Genomic DNA, 17,006 nt, shown 5'->3' with positions numbered 1-17,006 from the left:
ACTATCGCTCAGGTGGGCGGCCAGCGGCGAGTTGGCAGTCGGGGTCGGCACGGGAAATCCTTGAGGGTCGGTGAAAGTGGTCAGGGTCGGTCGACGCCTGGCGACGAAAGCCTAGCTTGCCGGAGTTTACCGGGCAGGCAAACGTCTGTATATGTATATACAAATAACACACAATGGGGTAATCGAACCATGTCCGCCTTCTTTGCCGAACGCGCGCTGCTGCCTGACGGATGGGCCAATGATGTACGTCTTGAAGTCGATGCCGACGGCCAGCTGACCCACATCCAGGCCAACGCAGGCGCAAAGGGCGCGGAACGACTCAAGGGCCCGCTCTTGCCGGGCATGCCCAACCTGCACTCCCATGCCTTCCAGCGGGCCATGGCCGGCCTGGCGGAAGTGGCCGGCAACCCCAATGACAGCTTCTGGACCTGGCGCGACCTGATGTATCGCCTGGTGGGCAAGATTCGCCCCGAGCAGCTGGAAGTCATCGCCCGCCAGCTGTACATCGAAATGCTCAAGGCCGGCTACACCTCGGTGGCCGAATTCCACTACGTGCACCACGACACCGACGGCCAGGCCTACGCCGACCCGGCCGAGCTGTCGCGCCGCATCAGCCAGGCCGCCACCGACACCGGCATCGGCCTGACCCTGCTGCCGGTGCTGTACAGCCATTCGGGCTTCGGTGGCCAGACGCCCAACGACGGCCAGCGCCGCTTCATCAACAGCACCGAGCACTACCTCGAGCTGCAACGTCAACTGCGTCCCCTGCTGGCCAAACAAGCCAACCAGCACCTCGGGCTGTGCTTCCACTCGCTGCGCGCGGTCACGCCACAGCAGATCAGCGAAGTGCTGGCCGCCAGCGACCCGGACTGCCCGGTGCATATCCACATTGCCGAGCAACAGAAGGAAGTCGATGACTGCCTGGCCTGGAGTGGCCGCCGGCCCTTGCAATGGCTGTATGAAAACGTCGCGGTGGACCAGCGCTGGTGCCTGGTCCACGCCACCCATGCCACCCCCGAGGAAGTCAGCCTGATGGCCAGGAGCCGGGCCATCGCCGGCCTGTGCCTGACCACCGAGGCCAACCTCGGCGACGGTATCTTCCCAGCGGTGGATTTCCTGGCCCAGGGCGGCCGCCTGGGAATCGGTTCCGACAGCCATGTCTCGTTGAGCTTGGTGGAGGAATTGCGCTGGCTGGAATATGGCCAGCGCCTGCGGGATCAGCGCCGCAATCGCCTGTACCGGGCAGACCAGCCCATGGTCGGCCGCACCCTCTACGACGCAGCCCTGGATGGTGGCGCCCAGGCCCTGGGACAAGCGATCGGCGCGCTGGCGGTAGGCAACCGCGCCGACTGGCTGGTGCTCGACGGCAACGACCCTTACCTGGCCACCGCCAATGCCGACGGGATTCTCAACCGCTGGTTGTTCGCCGGTGGCGATCGCCAGGTGCGGGACGTGATGGTTGGCGGGCGCTGGGTGGTGCGCGAAGGCCGACATGCCGCAGAGGAAACCAGCAGCCGGGCCTTCGCCCAGGTCCTGCGCGACTTGCTGGGCTGAGTCCCGGCGGCTAACCACCAGGCAGCAGGCCCGCCTTGCGGGCCAATGAGCGAGGCGCCTGCTCACCACGGCACCTTGCCAACGGGGATCTTGTCACAGCGAGCCCCGCCTCGATGAAACCGGACTACCTGGAGGTCTTGGCCATGGCCGAGTCCGAGACCCGCCAGATCAACCGCGTGGTGTCGTAGCCCTGCTGGCGGGCCTTGCTCAGCAACTCCTCGCGTACCGTCTCGTTGACTTCCTTGGTCCGCGACAGCAGCCACAGATAGCGCCGGTTCGGGTTGCCGACGATCGCCGTCTTGTAGTCATCGCTGACATACAGCACCCAGTACTCCCCCTTGGCCACTCCCGGCAGCAAACGCGTGAACCAGTTGTCGAAGCGCACCCAGAGCTTGTCGGTCTGGCCCGGCACCTGGGGCGTGGCGGTGCCTCGGGCTTCTTCCCACGTCCATTGCGGAGTCAGGCAGCGGTTGAGCACCGCCATCGTCGCATCCGGCAACAAGGTGTAGCGGGCTTCGGATTGCGCACAATTGCGCTGGAAGTACATCGGCAGGCGCGCCAACTCGTACCAGGTCCCCTGGTAGCGCTTGAGTTCGACATGGCTAGCGGTCTTGGGCGCCAGCGAATCGTCCCGGGACGTGGCGCAGCCGACCAAGAGCAGGCCGGCCAGAAGAGTGACAACGAAACGCATCATTATTTTTCTCCCGTGGGCCCCAGGCCCCGGTCTTTACTTCAGGCCTTGCCCGGAAAACATCAGGACCTTGTCACCGGCATACTGCACGCTGATAAAGCTGTTCTTGTCGCCCCAGGTGCAACTGGACATACCCAATGCGCCCGAACAGTCGGTCGGCGTGCCCAGGAGTTTTTCGACATCGGCCTTGGGCATGCCCGTCGAGAGCTTGGAATAGTTTTCCTGATTGACCTTGCTGCATGCGGCCAGCAGCACGCAGAACGACAACAGAGCGATGGAACGCAGGGACATGGTGAACTCCTGAACGAAAGGGGGAAGGCCTGTCAGCCAACCAGAAGCTTAGAAGAGAAAAGCCCCTTCTGGTTCCCCGCCAGGCTGGGTATTTCTTGCCGATCCACGAGGCATTTCCCTCGCAAATCAATCACCTTCGCACGGCACCCGGTTATTCGTCGGTTTTGTGCCGGTGGGGCTCATTTTCACTGATGGCCAGTCGACATAACTGCAGCGCAAAGACCACCACTGTGGCAAATTGACGCCCCTCGTTGACCACCCCCTCGCGGTAGTTCACTTAATGACCAGTCATATGAAGTTCAGCCACAAGATCCTGCTTGCTGCCGCCCTTGTGGTCGCCGCCGCGTTCGCCTGTTTCATTCTGTTCAACGACTACCGCCAGCGCGAAGCCTTGCGCGGCAGTACCGAATCCTCGATGCAGGAACTGGGCGGCCTGAGCGCCAGCAACATCCAGACCTGGCTGGAAGGCCGCATCCAGCTCCTGCAATCCCTGGCCCAGCAGATCACCGTGGACGGCAGCGGCGCCGACAGCCTCAAGCGCAGCGTCGGCCTGCCCGCCTACACCGGCAATTTCCAGCTCACCTACTTCGGCGGCCAGGACGGCATGATGTTCTCGGTCCCGGCCGGTAACCGCGCGGCCGACTACGACCCCCGCAGCCGTGGCTGGTACAAGGCGGCCAACGCGGCGCAGCAGACCATCGTCACCGAGCCCTACGTCGCGGCCTCGTCGGGCAAGCTGGTGATCACCGTCGCCACTCCCGTGCAGCACCAGGGCCGGATGATCGGCGTCGCCGGTGCCGACATCGACCTGTCGAGCATCAGCGCCATCATCAACTCGCTGAACTTCGGCGGCCATGGCCACGCCTTCATCGTCGGCGCCGATGGCAAGATCCTGATCCACCCCGACAACAAGCTGGTGCTCAAGAGCCTGGCAGAAGCCTACCCGGACGGCGCACCGCGGGTGAGCCCCGGGTTGCAGGAAGTACAGCTGAACGGCAAGACCCAGTTCATCTCCTTCACTCGCGTCAACGGCGTGAACTCGGCCAACTGGTACGTGGCCCTGGTCCTGGACCAGGACGCGGCCTTCGCCATCCTCGGCGAGTTCCGGACCTCGGCGCTGATCGCCATGGCGATCGCCGTGGTGAGCATCATCGGCCTGCTGGGCATGCTGATCCGCTTGCTGCTGCAACCCCTGCACCTGATGGGCCGGGCCCTGCACGATATCGCCGAAGGCGAAGGCGACCTGACACGGCGCCTGGCGATCCACAACCACGACGAATTCGGCACCCTGGGCGTGGCCTTCAACCGCTTCGTCGAACGCATCCACAGCTCCATCCGCGAAGTTTCCTCGGCCACCGGCCAGGTCAACGAAGTGGCCCTGCGCGTGGTCGCCGCCTCCAACTCGTCGATGCTCAACTCCGACCAGCAAGCCTCGCGCACCAACAGCGTGGCCGCGGCCATCAACCAGCTGGGCGCGGCCGCCCAGGAAATCGCCCAGAACGCCGCCCTGGCGTCGCAGCATTCCAGCGAGGCGCGCAACCTGGCACAAGATGGACAGCAAGTGGTGGACCGGACCATCGACGCCATGCACCAGCTGTCGGCCAAGATCAGCAACTCCTGCGAGCACATCGAGACCCTCAACAGCAACACGGTGAACATCGGTCAGATCCTCGAAGTGATCACCGGTATCTCCCAGCAGACCAACCTGCTGGCGCTCAACGCCGCCATCGAGGCCGCCCGCGCCGGCGAGGCCGGACGTGGCTTCGCCGTGGTCGCCGACGAGGTGCGCAACCTCGCCCACCGCACCCAGGACTCGGCGCAGCAGGTGCAGAAGATGATCGAGGAGCTGCAAGTAGGCGCCCGCCAGGCAGTCGGCACCATGACCGAAAGCCAGCGCGAGAGCGAAAGCAGCGTCGGCATCGCCAACCAGGCCGGCGAGCGCCTGGGCAGCGTGACCCAGCGTATCGGCGAGATCGATGGCATGAACCAGTCGGTGGCGACCGCGACGGAAGAACAGACCGCCGTGGTGGAGTCGATCAATGTCGACATCAACGAGATCAACACCCTGAACCAGGAAGGCGTGGAAAACCTGCAAGCCACCCTGCGCGCCTGCGCCGACCTGGAACAGCAGGCCCAGCGCCTGCAGCATCTGGTGGGCAGCTTCCGGATCTAAAAAGCATCGCGGGCAAGCCTCGCTCCTACAGATGCAGATGCGCGCATACCTTTGTAGGAGCGAGGCTTGCCCGCGATAGCGATCTGCAGGATATAGAAGGATTAAAAGCTGGAACCCGGCTCACGCAGGAACGCCAGTTCTTCCGGCGTCGATTCGCGCCCGAGGATCCGGTTGCGATGGGGAAAGCGCCCGAAACGAGCGATGATCTTCTGGTGCCGCTCGGCATAGTCCAATTGGCTGGCGAAGACCGGACGGTCCTGCTCCGGCTGTTCGTCATGCAGGGCCACGAAACGTGAAACGGCTTCGTTCTGCACCGCCAGGTGCTCGCAATGCTCGAACACCAGGTAGATGAAGCTACGTTGCATGGGGGGCAGGCGCCGGTCGAGATCCGCCGCGATGCCTTGGGCCACCAGGGCCTGGGCCCGGGCATCGCCGGAGAATGCCCTGGGGGTGTCGCGGTGGATCATGCGCGGCAGCTGGTCCAGCAACAGCACCAGGGCCAGCCAGCCTTGGGGGCTTTGCGCCCACTCGGTCAAACCACCAGCCAGGGCCTGCTCCACCAGGTCGCCAAAACGCTCCTGCGCTTCACGATCCTGGCTGTCGCGCTTGCCGAACCATAAGCCACCCTTGGCAGCGACGATCTGTGCCGGCGTCTCGGCGTCGCCGAACCACCAGTCGAGCAGGGGCTGCCAGGGTGCACTCATGATTTACTCCTGGTGGTAGGCGGTGACCCGAGCCACTTCTTCCTTGGAGCCGAGGAACACCGCTACGCGCTGGTGCAGGCCTTCAGGCTGGATATCGAGGATGCGCTGGTGGCCGTTGGTGGACGCGCCGCCCGCCTGCTCCACCAGGAACGACATCGGGTTGGCTTCGTACATCAGGCGCAGCTTGCCGGGTTTTTCCGGCTCGCGGCTGTCGCGTGGGTACATGAACAGGCCGCCACGGGTCAGGATGCGGTGCACGTCGGCCACCATCGCGGCGACCCAGCGCATGTTGTAGTTCTTCTGCAGCGGACCGGTATCGCCGGCCAGCAGCTCGTCCACGTAGCGCTTGACCGGTGCTTCCCAGTGACGCTCGTTGGACATGTTGATGGCGAATTCCTGGGTGCTTTCAGGAATGGTGATGTTCTCGTGGGTCAGGACGAAGCTGCCCATCTCGCGGTCCAGGGTGAAACCCTTGACGCCGTCGCCCAGGGTCAGCACCAGCATGGTCTGCGGGCCGTAGATCGCATAGCCGGCGGCCACTTGCTTGGAACCAGGCTGCAGGAAGGCCTTTTCATTCAGCGCTTCGTTCTGGCTCAGGTATTCGTTGGGGCAACGCTGTACCGAGAAGATGGTGCCGACCGGGGCGTTGATGTCGATGTTCGACGAGCCATCCAGTGGGTCGAATACCAGCAGGTAGGCACCCTTGGGGTACTTGCCGGGGATCTGGTAGGCGTTGTCCATTTCTTCGGACGCCATGCCGGCCAGGTGGCCGCCCCATTCGTTGGCCTCGAGCAGGATCTCGTTGGAGATCACGTCGAGTTTCTTCTGCACTTCGCCCTGCACGTTTTCCGTGCCCATGCTGCCCAGCACGCCGCCCAGGGCGCCCTTGGAAACGGCATGGCTGATTTCCTTGCAAGCACGCGCCACCACTTCGATCAGGAAGCGCAGATCGGCAGGAGTGTTGTTGCTGCGGGTCTGCTCAATCAAATAGCGACTCAGGGTAACGCGGGACATGGAAGGCTCCGGAAGGATGGGGGGCTTGAAAAACCCGCGCAGTTTAACGCGAGTCGAGGCGCATTTCCTCCTCTGAGACAGGGAACGGGCAGATAGAGTTCAGGCGCCGGGTTCAGCGTAGTCGCAAAACCACGGGCACGGGTGGCGAGGGAGCGAACCCCCTCGCGCCGGGTTCAAGCCTTGGCTTGAGGCTTGCGCAGGAGACTGAAGGCCATCCCGCCCAGGGCCAGCACGCCCAGCAGCAGTACCGCCCACAGGCCGATCTTCTTCCAGTCCGGCCCGGGGGCTGCGGGCGCCGCGGCATCGCCAGGAGCGGATGCGCTCGGTTGCACATCACCCTCGATCCGGGCCTGGCCCAACTGCTTGAGGCGCTGTGGGCTGTAGTCGGGAATCAGGGTGGACAACGGCAGGTTGGCCGCGCTCACCCCGGGGTTGCCCAGCGCCAGGGTGTAAGGACCGTCCCCACGCGCCAGGAACACCAGCTGCGCGCCACGCACGGCGAACTCCAGGGCCGGCGCCGCCGCTCCCAGGCCACCACCACGCTCATCCACCACCAGCTTGAGTTGCTGTACGGTCTGCCCGGGTAATTGCAGTTCGTTCTGCTGCACGTCCTGGCCGTTCTGGGTCAGGCGATACAACAGGCCGTTGCCCAGCGGCTGCCAAGGCAGGCTGCTGTCGCCGCGCCCGTAGAGTCGGGCCGGAGCCAAGCTGTTGGCCTGCTTGAGTTCGACCCGTACCCGCTCGACGTTCAGGCCCATGGGCAATTGCCAGCTGTACTCGCCCGCCTTGGCCGCAGTGCCGGCCAGCGGCTGCGACCAGACCAATGGCGATGGCTGGTTGCTGGTGGTGCTGCTCTGCAACTGCGCGGAAGTCAGCGTCGGCGCCACCTGCGCAGACGTCCACAACAAACGCAGGTAACGCGCCGACTGCCCGGGCAACACCACCTCATGCTGCTCGACCCGCTCGTCGGCGAACGACAAACGCGCCACCTGCCCTTCGCCCCAGGCCTGCCAGTGCCGCAGGTCGTCGCTGGCCTCGATGCTGAAACGCTGGAAACCGTCCTGCTCGCTGCGCCAATCCAGGACCAGCTGCTGAAGCGGTGCCTTGATCGCGCTGGCATCGAGCAACCAGCCGCGCAGCACCTGCTGCTCCGCTTGCGCCCGCGCATCGGGTTGCACCTCCACCAGGGTGCCGTTGGTGCCCGACTGCACCCGCACGCTGGTCGGGCTGTCGCCGGCCTGGGTGGAGCTGTACAGCGGGAACCACTTCACCGCGCTGAGGCTGCGCTGCTCGCTGACCTGGGCCTGTTGGCGGGCCAGGGCATAAGCCTGGGGCTCGCCAGCGGCATTGAAGACCCGGATGTCCCGCAGATCGGTCTGGCTGGCGCGCATCTGCACCGCCAGGGGCAACTCCAGGCGGTACCAGGGGCCCTCGCCGCTCAGGCTCAACGGCACCCGGGACTTGAAGTCCCCCGGTTGTTCCTGGGCCACGGCGGACAGCGCCACACACAGGCCCATGGCCCCCCACCAGCGCAGGTTCAGCTTATGACTCAAGGCGACACTCCTTCATTCAACGACTTGCCGGCCTCAGGCTCGGCCTCCGCCCGCTTGGGCGGCAATGGGGCGAAATAACCCACCACCAGCAGCAACGCCCCGACCCCGATGAACGAGACGATCCGCGCCAGGCCGCCACGGTTGCTCAGTTCCACCAGGAACAGCTTGGCCACCACCACCGCGATCAACGCCGCGCCGATCAGCCAGATCTCGCGGCGATGACGCAGGTGCCCGCCGATCATCAGGCCCAGGGCGATCAAGGTCCAGACGATGGACAGCCCGGCCTGGACCATCATCGAGGCCAGCAGGGCATCGGGATGGAACGGCACCCCGCTCCAGTGATGGGCAGCGCGCATCACCATGACGGTGAAGAAGGCGAACAGCGAGGCCCCGGCCACCCACTGCGTGCCACGCTCGGCGTAGTCACTGCGAATCGCCAACTCCAGTGCCGCGCTACGGGACCAGACGTAGACCCCGAACAGGGCGAACAGCAGCCCCAGCTCCAGCGGGTTGAGCAACGGCAGGTAGGGCAGCGGATCGGCGCGTCCGTCGCTGAACAGGTTGGCCAGCCAAAACCAGCCAAGCATCAGCGCCGCCAGGGGCAGCGCGGCAGACAGGCGATACTCCCGGGAGTGGCCGGCCACCGGCCACGGCCAGTTGCGCGGCGCGGCCATCGCCACCAGGTACAGGCTCGGCAGGATCGCCCAACCCAGCCAGCGCCAGGCGTTGTACTGCTCGGACAACAGCAGCAGGCCATAACGCAACTGCAGCGCCAACACGCCAATCAACAACCAGCAACCCAGCACATGGGCGACGCTTGCCACCCGCGCCGGCAGCAGCGCAGCCAGGCGCCGCAGGCTGAAGAAATGCACGGCGAACAGCGCCGTCCAGGCCAGCCAGCCGAAATCTGCCGCCGGGTTATAGCGGCTGGTCCAGCAAGCCACCAGCACCAGCCCGCCAGCCGGGATCAGCAGGCTCCCCAGCAAGCCCAGGGACTTCCATTGCAAACGTACCGCCAGCAGCGTGGCGAGCAACACGCTGGCCGTGGCCAGCGCCAACAGCAACGCCGGCTGCCAATGCACGGGAGCGAAACGCAGTACTTCCTTGATCCAGGTGAACGCCCACCAGCAGGCGCCCCAGGCCAGCAGCAAATCGGCCAGGTGGCCCAGGGCCAGGGCGTCGAACGCCGAGCCATGGTTGCCCCGCTGCAGGCGCCAGGCCCCCACCAGCGCCGCCAGGGCCAGCACCATCGGCGTCCAGAAGTTGCCATTGGCCAGGGGCCGCACGCCTTCGGCCACTGCGCCATGGAACCAGTCCGAACCGACCAGCAGGAAGGCGCTGCCGCCGATCACCTGCAACGCCAGGCCGAAGAAGAAACTCACCCGCTGCTGCAGGTACAGGCTCAACCAGATGATCAACAAGCCACTGGCGGCCCAGACGCCGCTGGCGGTGCGCCACGGCAGGACGAACAACACCGCCAGGTTGATCAGCACCAACCCCGCAAGCATCACCAGCGACGGGCCACGCCAAAGTCGCGGCTCGTCGCGACCCATGGCCTCGCGCGAGGCCACCAGCATGCCGCCGATCAGCGCCAGGCCGATCAGCGAAGCGCTCATCAATCCGCTCCAGCCACTACCGAACACCCCATCAGCCCCGGCATCCGCACCTTTGAGGCCCGTCAGGAACAATGCCCCACCGAGCAACTGGATGGCGAATGCGCTGAACAGGAACGTCCGCGATTGCAGGCGCAGGCCGACGAACAGCGTCGCCAGCCCTGCCAGGGCCCAGGCGATGGCCGTGCCCTGGACGGCGAAGAACAGCGGCGCCAGCAGATACAGGAAGCCCAGGCCTGCCACCGCCAACAGCGGGCGGATGCCTTCCTTCAGCCAGTTCGGCAGTTGCTCCTGCGGCGTGCGCCGCAACTGGTCGAAGCTGAACAGCAGGGCCCCACCGAGCAGCAACGCCCCCAGGGGCGCACCGGACAGCAGGCTGGTACTGGCAAAGCGCAGTTCATTGAGGAAAGCCGCGGCAGAACCTGCTTGCAGCAGCAGGGCGAAGGCCTGGGCCAGCGAGCGCCGCTGGCGCATGCCGAGCCAGAAGATCCCGGCGCCCTCCACCGCCCAGGCGGCGGTGGTCCAGCGCGCATCCAGGCCCAGGGGAATGGCCAGGCTGGCGAAGATCACGCCCAGGGCCAGGCAGGTCTCGCCCAGCAGCAGGGCCCGGCCGCCCATCAGCAAGCGGGCCAGCAGCATGTACACCAGGCCCAGGGCCAGGGCGCTGAAGGACGCGGCCAGCTCCAGGTGCTGGACCAACGCCAGTTGCAGGCCGAAACCCACCAGTGGCGGGCCGAAGAGCATGCTGCCGTCGACGTAGTCGCCCTTGCGCGCCGACCATTGCAGCAGCGCCTGGCGATCGCCGTCGGCCGGTGCATCGGTCATGTCCAGCAGCTTGCGCCGGGTGAACAGCAGGCCGATGGCCAGGTACATGAGGAAGAACAGGACCAGGAACGGCTCGGTGCTCCACAACAGTTCCGGGGTGTAGGAACGCATGCCCCAGGCGAAACCGATGCCGAAGGTACCGACGAAACCGATCAGGTTGAGCAGGCGCCAGGCCTTGAACCAGGCGATGGCGAGGATGCCGGCGTTGAGCAGGGCGAAGTAACTGAACAACGCCACGTGACTGCCTGCGCCGGTGGAGGTGAGGATCGGCGCCGCGAACCCGCCTAGCGCCGCCGCGGCGGCCAGGCCCAGGGCATCCTGGGTGATGGCCAGGATCGCCGAGAACAGCGTCACCGCCACCAGCAGGCCCAGGGCCGCGGAAGGATCGAGCAGCGGGTGCAGGCGCATGGCCGCGAACACGGTCAGGTACAGCACCGCGATCCCCGTGCCCTGGAGCATCAGCGCATAGGCACCGTTACGTCGGCGCAGCCACCAGCCCAGGCCCAGCAAGCCCAGGGAACAGGCCGCGACCCCGGCATAGCGCAACTCGATGGGCACCACCACGCCTTCGGTGGCGTAGCGCAGGAGGAATGCCAGGCCGAGGAACAACAGCACCACCCCGACCCGCAGCACAGTGTTGCCCCCGAACAGCCAATTGCGCGCACCGCTGATAGCGCGCTCGATCAGGCTCGGCTCGTACTCCACGGGTGCTGCCGGCGAAGGTGCCGGCTGCGGTTCGGCTTGCCGCTGCGGCTGCGAACGCCAGGCCGAGTCCGGCAGCGGCTCGCTGACGGCAGCCGGGGTGGCGGCGGGAGGCAGTTCCCAGACCAGGTCCGTAGCGGCGGGCGCCGGCTGCACGGGGAGGATCTCGTCGAGGACGAACCGCGGCGGCGCGACCGGCTCGGGAACCGGAGCACTGGCGACCTGGACCTCGGAAACCGGGGCGCTGCCGGCCTGGGGCTGGGCCACAGGTTCGGCCAGCGGGCCGCTGCCGGCTTCCAGCAGTTCCAGGCGCTGGCCCAGCCGGGACAAGTCCTGCCTGGCTTGCTGCAGCTCAAGCTGCTGGCCAGCCACCTGCTTGTGCAGCAGGCCGAGACGAACAGCCAGGCCAACCGCCAGGCCGAGGAAAGCGCCAATCAGCGCATCGCTGAAAGACTCATCGACAATCCACCCCAGCACCGCGCCCAGCAGCATGAACATCCATTGCATGTGTCGACATCCCTAAACAGTCCGGTAACGGACAGGTCCAGCTGTTGTTTTACCGTTTCGGCTGCGGCCCTGCCTGTGCGGGGCCGTCATTGCCATTGGAAGCCGGGCACGAGCGACGAGGCACGGGCCGGGACAAAAACGCCGCCCAGTATATCGACAAGGCCCGGCGAACGCCGGGCCTTGCTCACAGTTCCAGCGCTTGGCCGGCGGGCTTACTCCAGGGCCTTCCAAATGTCCGTGGCGTACTCGCGAATGGTCCGGTCCGAGGAGAACCAGCCCATCCGCGCACTGTTGAGCACCGCCGAGCGCCACCATTCCTTGGAATCGTGCCAGTGCTCCTCGACCCGCGCCTGGGCGTTCCAGTAGGCATCGAAGTCGGCGCAGACCAGGAACCGGTCATGGTCCACCAGCGAATCCACCAGGCCGGTGTAGCGCGACGGATCGTCCGGGGAGAACACCCCGCCACGGATCGCCTGCAGGACATCGTTGAGCCGGTGGGAGGCGGCGATATCCGGCGCCGCGCTGAACTCGCCGTTGCGCTTGCGTGCCTCCACCTGCTGGGCGGTGAGGCCGAAGATGAACATGTGCTCGGCACCGACCCGCTCGCACATCTCGACGTTGGCGCCATCCAGGGTGCCGATGGTCAAGGCGCCATTGAGGCCGAACTTCATGTTGCTGGTACCCGAGGCCTCGAAACCGGCAGTGGAAATCTGCTCCGACAGGTCCGCCGCGGGAATGATGCTTTCCGCCAGGCTGACGTTGTAGTTGGGCAGGAACACCACCTTGAGCAAACCACGCACCGTAGGGTCGTTGTTCACCGTGCGGGCGATATCGTTGGCCAGCTTGATGATCAGCTTGGCCTGGTGATAGCTGGCGGCGGCCTTGCCGGCGAAGATCTTCACCCGCGGCACCCAGTCGGTTTCCGGCTCGGCGCGGATCGCCTGGTAGAGCGCCACGGTATGCAGCAAGTTGAGCAACTGGCGCTTGTACTCGTGGATACGCTTGACCTGCACATCGAACATCGCCGCCGGGTTGACCGCGATCCCCAGGCGCTCATGGATGATCGCCGCCAGGGCCCGCTTGCTGTGCAGGCGCTGCTCGGCGAACTGCTTGCGAAACGCCGGCTTGTCGGCCAGGGGCTCGAGCGCCAGCAGCCGGTCCTCGGGGCTGTCGAGCAACTCGGGGCCCAGGGCGTCCACCAGCATCTGGGTCAGTTGCGGGTTGGCCTGGTACAGCCAGCGGCGGAAGGTGATGCCGTTGGTCTTGTTGTTGATCCTTTCGGGATACAGCTTGTGCAGTTCGGAGAACACCGTGCTGCGCATCAGCTGGGTATGCAGGCCGGAAACGCCATTGACGCTGTGGGAGCCGAGGAATGCCAGGTTGCCCATGCGCACCCGGCGGCCGTTGTCCTCTTCGATCAGCGATACCGCCCGCAGCACGTCGAAATCATGCAGGCCCTTGGCCCTGAGCGAATCGATGTGCTGGGCGTTGATCAGGTAGATGATCTGCATGTGCCGTGGCAGCAGGCGCTCCATCAGGCCCACCGGCCAGGTCTCCAGGGCCTCGGGCAGCAGGGTGTGGTTGGTGTAGGCCAGGGTTTCCACGGTGACCTGCCAGGCCGCATCCCAGGCGATGCCGTGCAGGTCCACCAATTGGCGCATCAGCTCGGCCACCGCGATCGACGGGTGGGTGTCGTTGAGCTGGATGGCCGCATGCTCGCCGAGGCTGAGCACCGAGTCGTGCATGTTCTTGTGCCGGCGCAGCAGATCCTGCAGGGACGCCGAGACGAAGAAGTATTCCTGGCGCAGGCGCAGCTCCTGGCCGGCCTCGGTGCTGTCGGCCGGGTACAGCACCCGCGAGATACTCTCGGCCCGCGCCACTTCGGCGACGGCTCCCAGGTGGTCGCCGGCGTTGAAGCGCTCCAGGTGCAACTCTTCCATGGCCCGCGCCCGCCACAGGCGCAAGGTGTTGACGCTGGCACCGCGCCAACCCACCACGGGGGTGTCATAGGCCACCGCCCGCACGGTTTCCGCCGGCCACCAGACCTGGCGGGTCGCGCCGTTCTCGTCGACCAGGGTCTCGACACCGCCGCCGAAACCTATGGAGTAGATCACCTCGGGACGCTCGAACTCCCAGGGGTTGCCGAAGTCCAGCCAGTGCTCGGTCTGCTCCTGCTGCCAGCCGTCGACTATGGCCTGGCGGAACAACCCGTGTTCATAGCGGATGCCATAGCCATGGCCGGCAATCCCCAGGGTCGACATGCTCTCCATGAAACAGGCCGCCAGGCGCCCGAGGCCACCATTGCCCAAGGCCGCGTCGGGCTCCAGCAGGCGAATGCGCTCCAGGTCCACGCCCAGGTCCGACAGGGCTTCGCGGGCCACATCCAGCAGCCCGAGGTTACTCAGGCTGTCGATCAGCAAACGGCCGATCAGGAACTCCAGGGACAGGTAGTACACCCGCTTCTGGCCCCGGCGGTAGATCTGCCGGGTGTGGTCCATCCAGTGATCGACCATGCGGTCCCGGGCCGCCAGGGCGATGGCTTCGAACCAATCATGGTCGAAGGCGTGGTCCGGGTCCTTGCCGACCGCGTAGGTGAGTTTGGTCAAGACGGCTTCACGAAAAGCCGCTACCTCCGTGTCGCGAACATGGGATTCCTGAGTCATCGTTAAGACCTCTGACGAGATACACAGTGAGCATGGAATTGACTGAGCCTAGTCGGTCTGACACGAGGTAAAGGCTCTGGTTCGGCCCTGATTCAAATGACCGGGCAAAAGGCGCTGTCCCCGCTCCAGCAGGGAAAAAACAAGCAGAGGTCGTACCAGCATGAAATTACTGGCACGTCAGCGCGAAAAATCCGACGCAAAGTTGTTCAAAAATCCAGCAGTCCCGGTATGATCGCGCGCCCCCGAAAACATGCCGGAACCCCCTCGATGAAGTCCAACCTGATCGCCGCCGCGGAAATCGACCGTCTCGATACCTGGGCCAAGTACTCCGCGCCCATGTGCGGCTCCTGCATGTCCAGCTGCTGCACCCTGCCGGTGGAGGTGAAACTCAAGGACCTGATCCGCATCGGTGTGGTCGATGAGTTCGAACGGGGCGAACCGGCGAAGAACATCGCCAAGCGCCTGCAAAAGGAAGGCATCGTCGAACGCTACAATCAGAAGTCGGAAATCTTCACCCTGCAGCGCATGAGCAACGACGACTGCCTGTACCTGGATCGCAAGAGCCGCCTGTGCACCATCTACGACAAGCGTCCCGACACCTGCCGCAATCACCCGAGGGTCGGCCCGCGCCCGGGCTATTGCGCCTACAAGCCCAAGCCGCTGGAACGCCCGAGCAACACCAGCAGCCGGACCCTGGAACGCTTCTGATCCCATCCCCCGTAGCGCTGTAGCCCCCTGGCCACTGCCGGGCCCCGGCGAGGCTGTGGCTACAGGCGGTCATATCAGGCAGCAGCTTTTTCGCAGGCGAAAAAAAACGCCCCCGGCCTTGCGACCGGGGGCGTTTTTCATTCAGCCAGCCTTAGTTGGCCTTGGCTTTCTTGGCAGCGCGGGTACGCTCGCCTTCGTCGAGGATCTTCTTGCGCAGACGGATCGACTTGGGCGTCACTTCGCACAGCTCGTCGTCCTGGATGAATTCCAGGGCCTGTTCGAGGGTGTGGCGAACTGGCGGTACCAGGGCGATGGTCTCGTCCTTGCCGGAAGCACGCATGTTGTCGAGCTTCTTGCCTTTGGTCGGGTTCACGCCCAGGTCGTTGTCACGGCTGTTCAGGCCGATGATCTGACCGTTGTAGATCTCCTGGCCGTGCTCGACGAACAGCTTGCCGCGCGCTTGCAGGGTTTCCAGGGAATAGGTCAGGGCCTTGCCGGTTTCAACCGATACCAGAACACCGTTCAGGCGGCCGGACATGTGGCCGGACTTCATGGTGTCGTAGCGATCGAAGATCGAGGTCAGGATGCCTGCACCGTTGGTCAGGGTCAGGAACTGGTTACGGAAGCCGATCAGGCCACGGGCCGGAATGTTGTATTCCAGGCGTACACGGCCCTTGCCATCCGGCGCCATGTTGGTCAGGTCGCCCTTACGCAGGCCCATTTCTTCCATCACTTTGCCCTGGGATTCTTCAGGGATGTCGATGGTGACGTTTTCGAACGGTTCCTGCTTGGTGCCGTTCACTTCGCGAATGATCACTTCCGGACGGCCTACAGCCATCTCGAAGCCTTCGCGACGCATGGTTTCGATCAAGACCGACAGGTGCAGCTCACCACGGCCGGAGACCTTGAACTTGTCGGCCGAGTCGCCTTCTTCAACGCGCAGGGCAACGTTGTACAGCAGTTCCTTGTCCAGACGCTCCTTGATGTTACGGGAGGTCACGAACTTGCCTTCTTTACCGCAGAACGGCGAATCGTTTACCTGGAAGGTCATGGAAACGGTCGGCTCGTCGACGGTCAACGGCTTCATCGCCTCGACGTTGTTCATGTCGCACAGGGTGTCGGAGATGAACAGCTCGTCGAAACCGCTGATGCAGACGATGTCGCCGGCGGCGGCTTCTTCAACGTCCACGCGGTGCAGGCCGTGGTGGCCCATCAGCTTGAGGATACGACCGTTGCGCTTCTTGCCTTCGGTGTCGATGGCCACTACCGGGGTGTTCGGCTTGACGCGGCCACGAGCGATTCGGCCAACGCCGATCACGCCCAGGAAGCTGTTGTAGTCCAGGGCCGAGATCTGCATCTGGAACGGACCGTCACGGTCGACGCTTGGCGCAGGTACGTTGTCGACGATCGACTGGTACAGCGGGGTCATGTCCTCGGCCATATCGGTGTGGTCCAGACCGGCGATGCCGTTCAGGGCCGAGGCGTAGACCACTTTGAAGTCCAGCTGTTCTTCGGTGGCGCCCAGGTTGTCGAACAGGTCGAAGATCTGGTCCAGAACCCAGTCAGGACGCGCGCCCGGACGGTCGACCTTGTTGATCACCACGATCGGACGCAGGCCGGCTTCGAAAGCCTTCTTGGTCACGAAACGGGTTTGTGGCATCGGGCCGTCCTGGGCATCGACCAGCAGCAGCACGGAGTCGACCATGGACATTACGCGCTCAACTTCGCCGCCGAAGTCGGCGTGGCCGGGGGTGTCCACGATGTTGATGTGGTAGCCGTTCCAGTTGATGGCGGTGTTTTTGGCCAGGATGGTAATGCCGCGCTCTTTTTCCTGGTCGTTGGAGTCCATCACGCGCTCGTCGTTGAGCTCGTTGCGCTCCAGGGTGCCGGACTGGCGCAGGAGTTTGTCTACCAGGGTGGTCTTACCATGGTCAACGTGGGCGATGATGGCGATGTTGCGTAGATTTTCGATCACTTGTGTATCTCGATCAGAGGATTCGGTGTGCTG

The 17,006-nt window shown here is 64.8% G+C and carries 11 protein-coding genes; 3 read left to right on the top strand and 8 right to left on the bottom strand.

The features are described 5' to 3' along the window. Nucleotides 1–189: 189 nt before the first annotated feature. Nucleotides 190–1,554: a formimidoylglutamate deiminase gene (locus tag ACK6AU_RS05700; RefSeq protein WP_409298193.1), complete on the top strand. Its 1,365-nt coding sequence runs from the start codon at nt 190–192 to the stop codon at nt 1,552–1,554. Between the two features lie 124 nt (nt 1,555–1,678). Here the strand turns inward: ACK6AU_RS05700 and ACK6AU_RS05695 are convergent, their stop codons facing one another. Together ACK6AU_RS05695 and bamE are read right to left on the bottom strand one after the other, a co-directional pair. Then, nucleotides 1,679–2,248: a lipocalin family protein gene (locus tag ACK6AU_RS05695; protein WP_185697376.1), complete on the bottom strand. Its 570-nt coding sequence runs from the start codon at nt 2,246–2,248 to the stop codon at nt 1,679–1,681. 33 nt (nt 2,249–2,281) lie between these two features. Next, complete coding sequence (gene bamE, locus ACK6AU_RS05690; RefSeq protein WP_185697375.1) at nt 2,282–2,536, bottom strand: outer membrane protein assembly factor BamE; 255 nt, start codon at nt 2,534–2,536, stop codon at nt 2,282–2,284. A gap of 280 nt (nt 2,537–2,816) precedes the next feature. On the opposite strand from bamE, the gene ACK6AU_RS05685 reads away from it, so the two are divergent. After that, nucleotides 2,817–4,709: a methyl-accepting chemotaxis protein gene (locus tag ACK6AU_RS05685; protein ID WP_221775106.1), complete on the top strand. Its 1,893-nt coding sequence runs from the start codon at nt 2,817–2,819 to the stop codon at nt 4,707–4,709. A gap of 101 nt (nt 4,710–4,810) precedes the next feature. Here the strand turns inward: ACK6AU_RS05685 and ACK6AU_RS05680 are convergent, their stop codons facing one another. The 5 genes from ACK6AU_RS05680 to ACK6AU_RS05660 all read right to left on the bottom strand — a co-directional run bounded on the left by ACK6AU_RS05680 (nt 4,811) and on the right by ACK6AU_RS05660 (nt 14,290). Continuing rightward, nucleotides 4,811–5,413 (bottom strand): DUF924 family protein, encoded by a 603-nt coding sequence (locus tag ACK6AU_RS05680; protein WP_409298190.1) that lies wholly within the window; start codon nt 5,411–5,413, stop codon nt 4,811–4,813. Between the two features lie 3 nt (nt 5,414–5,416). Then, complete coding sequence (locus ACK6AU_RS05675) at nt 5,417–6,427, bottom strand: class 1 fructose-bisphosphatase (RefSeq protein WP_022639522.1); 1,011 nt, start codon at nt 6,425–6,427, stop codon at nt 5,417–5,419. Nucleotides 6,428–6,600: 173 nt separating this feature from the next. Next, nucleotides 6,601–7,980, bottom strand: coding sequence for a DUF3999 domain-containing protein (locus tag ACK6AU_RS05670; protein WP_409298188.1), 1,380 nt, complete (start codon nt 7,978–7,980; stop codon nt 6,601–6,603). Beyond that, nucleotides 7,977–11,627 (bottom strand): DUF2339 domain-containing protein, encoded by a 3,651-nt coding sequence (locus ACK6AU_RS05665; protein WP_409298186.1) that lies wholly within the window; start codon nt 11,625–11,627, stop codon nt 7,977–7,979. Before ACK6AU_RS05665 ends, ACK6AU_RS05670 begins: the two co-directional genes overlap by 4 nt. Before the next feature lie 212 nt (nt 11,628–11,839). Then, nucleotides 11,840–14,290: a glycogen/starch/alpha-glucan phosphorylase gene (locus tag ACK6AU_RS05660; protein WP_185697370.1), complete on the bottom strand. Its 2,451-nt coding sequence runs from the start codon at nt 14,288–14,290 to the stop codon at nt 11,840–11,842. Nucleotides 14,291–14,557: 267 nt separating this feature from the next. Between ACK6AU_RS05660 and ACK6AU_RS05655 the strand changes: the two genes are divergently transcribed. Then, nucleotides 14,558–14,998: a YkgJ family cysteine cluster protein gene (locus ACK6AU_RS05655; protein WP_185697369.1), complete on the top strand. Its 441-nt coding sequence runs from the start codon at nt 14,558–14,560 to the stop codon at nt 14,996–14,998. A gap of 151 nt (nt 14,999–15,149) precedes the next feature. On the opposite strand, the gene typA is transcribed toward ACK6AU_RS05655, so the two are convergent. Then, nucleotides 15,150–16,973: a translational GTPase TypA gene (gene typA, locus ACK6AU_RS05650; protein ID WP_185697368.1), complete on the bottom strand. Its 1,824-nt coding sequence runs from the start codon at nt 16,971–16,973 to the stop codon at nt 15,150–15,152. Between the last annotated feature and the right edge of the window lie 33 nt (nt 16,974–17,006).

It is taken from the genome of Pseudomonas sp. KCJK8993, assembly GCF_046230915.1.
GTDB classification, from domain to species: Bacteria; Pseudomonadota; Gammaproteobacteria; order Pseudomonadales; family Pseudomonadaceae; genus Aquipseudomonas; species Aquipseudomonas piscis.
This window is presented reverse-complemented; position numbering and strand designations above follow the sequence as displayed.

Excerpts from the sequence above, each read along its gene's own strand:
- ACK6AU_RS05700 (WP_409298193.1), top strand. The coding sequence starts at position 190 with ATGTCCGCCTTCTTTGCCGAACGCGCGCTGCTGCCTGACGGATGGGCC.
- ACK6AU_RS05695 (WP_185697376.1), bottom strand. The coding sequence starts at position 2,248 with ATGATGCGTTTCGTTGTCACTCTTCTGGCCGGCCTGCTCTTGGTCGGC.
- bamE (WP_185697375.1), bottom strand. The coding sequence starts at position 2,536 with ATGTCCCTGCGTTCCATCGCTCTGTTGTCGTTCTGCGTGCTGCTGGCC.
- ACK6AU_RS05685 (WP_221775106.1), top strand. The coding sequence starts at position 2,817 with ATGACCAGTCATATGAAGTTCAGCCACAAGATCCTGCTTGCTGCCGCC.
- ACK6AU_RS05680 (WP_409298190.1), bottom strand. The coding sequence starts at position 5,413 with ATGAGTGCACCCTGGCAGCCCCTGCTCGACTGGTGGTTCGGCGACGCC.
- ACK6AU_RS05675 (WP_022639522.1), bottom strand. The coding sequence starts at position 6,427 with ATGTCCCGCGTTACCCTGAGTCGCTATTTGATTGAGCAGACCCGCAGC.
- ACK6AU_RS05665 (WP_409298186.1), bottom strand. The coding sequence starts at position 11,627 with ATGCAATGGATGTTCATGCTGCTGGGCGCGGTGCTGGGGTGGATTGTC.
- ACK6AU_RS05660 (WP_185697370.1), bottom strand. The coding sequence starts at position 14,290 with ATGACTCAGGAATCCCATGTTCGCGACACGGAGGTAGCGGCTTTTCGT.
- ACK6AU_RS05655 (WP_185697369.1), top strand. The coding sequence starts at position 14,558 with ATGAAGTCCAACCTGATCGCCGCCGCGGAAATCGACCGTCTCGATACC.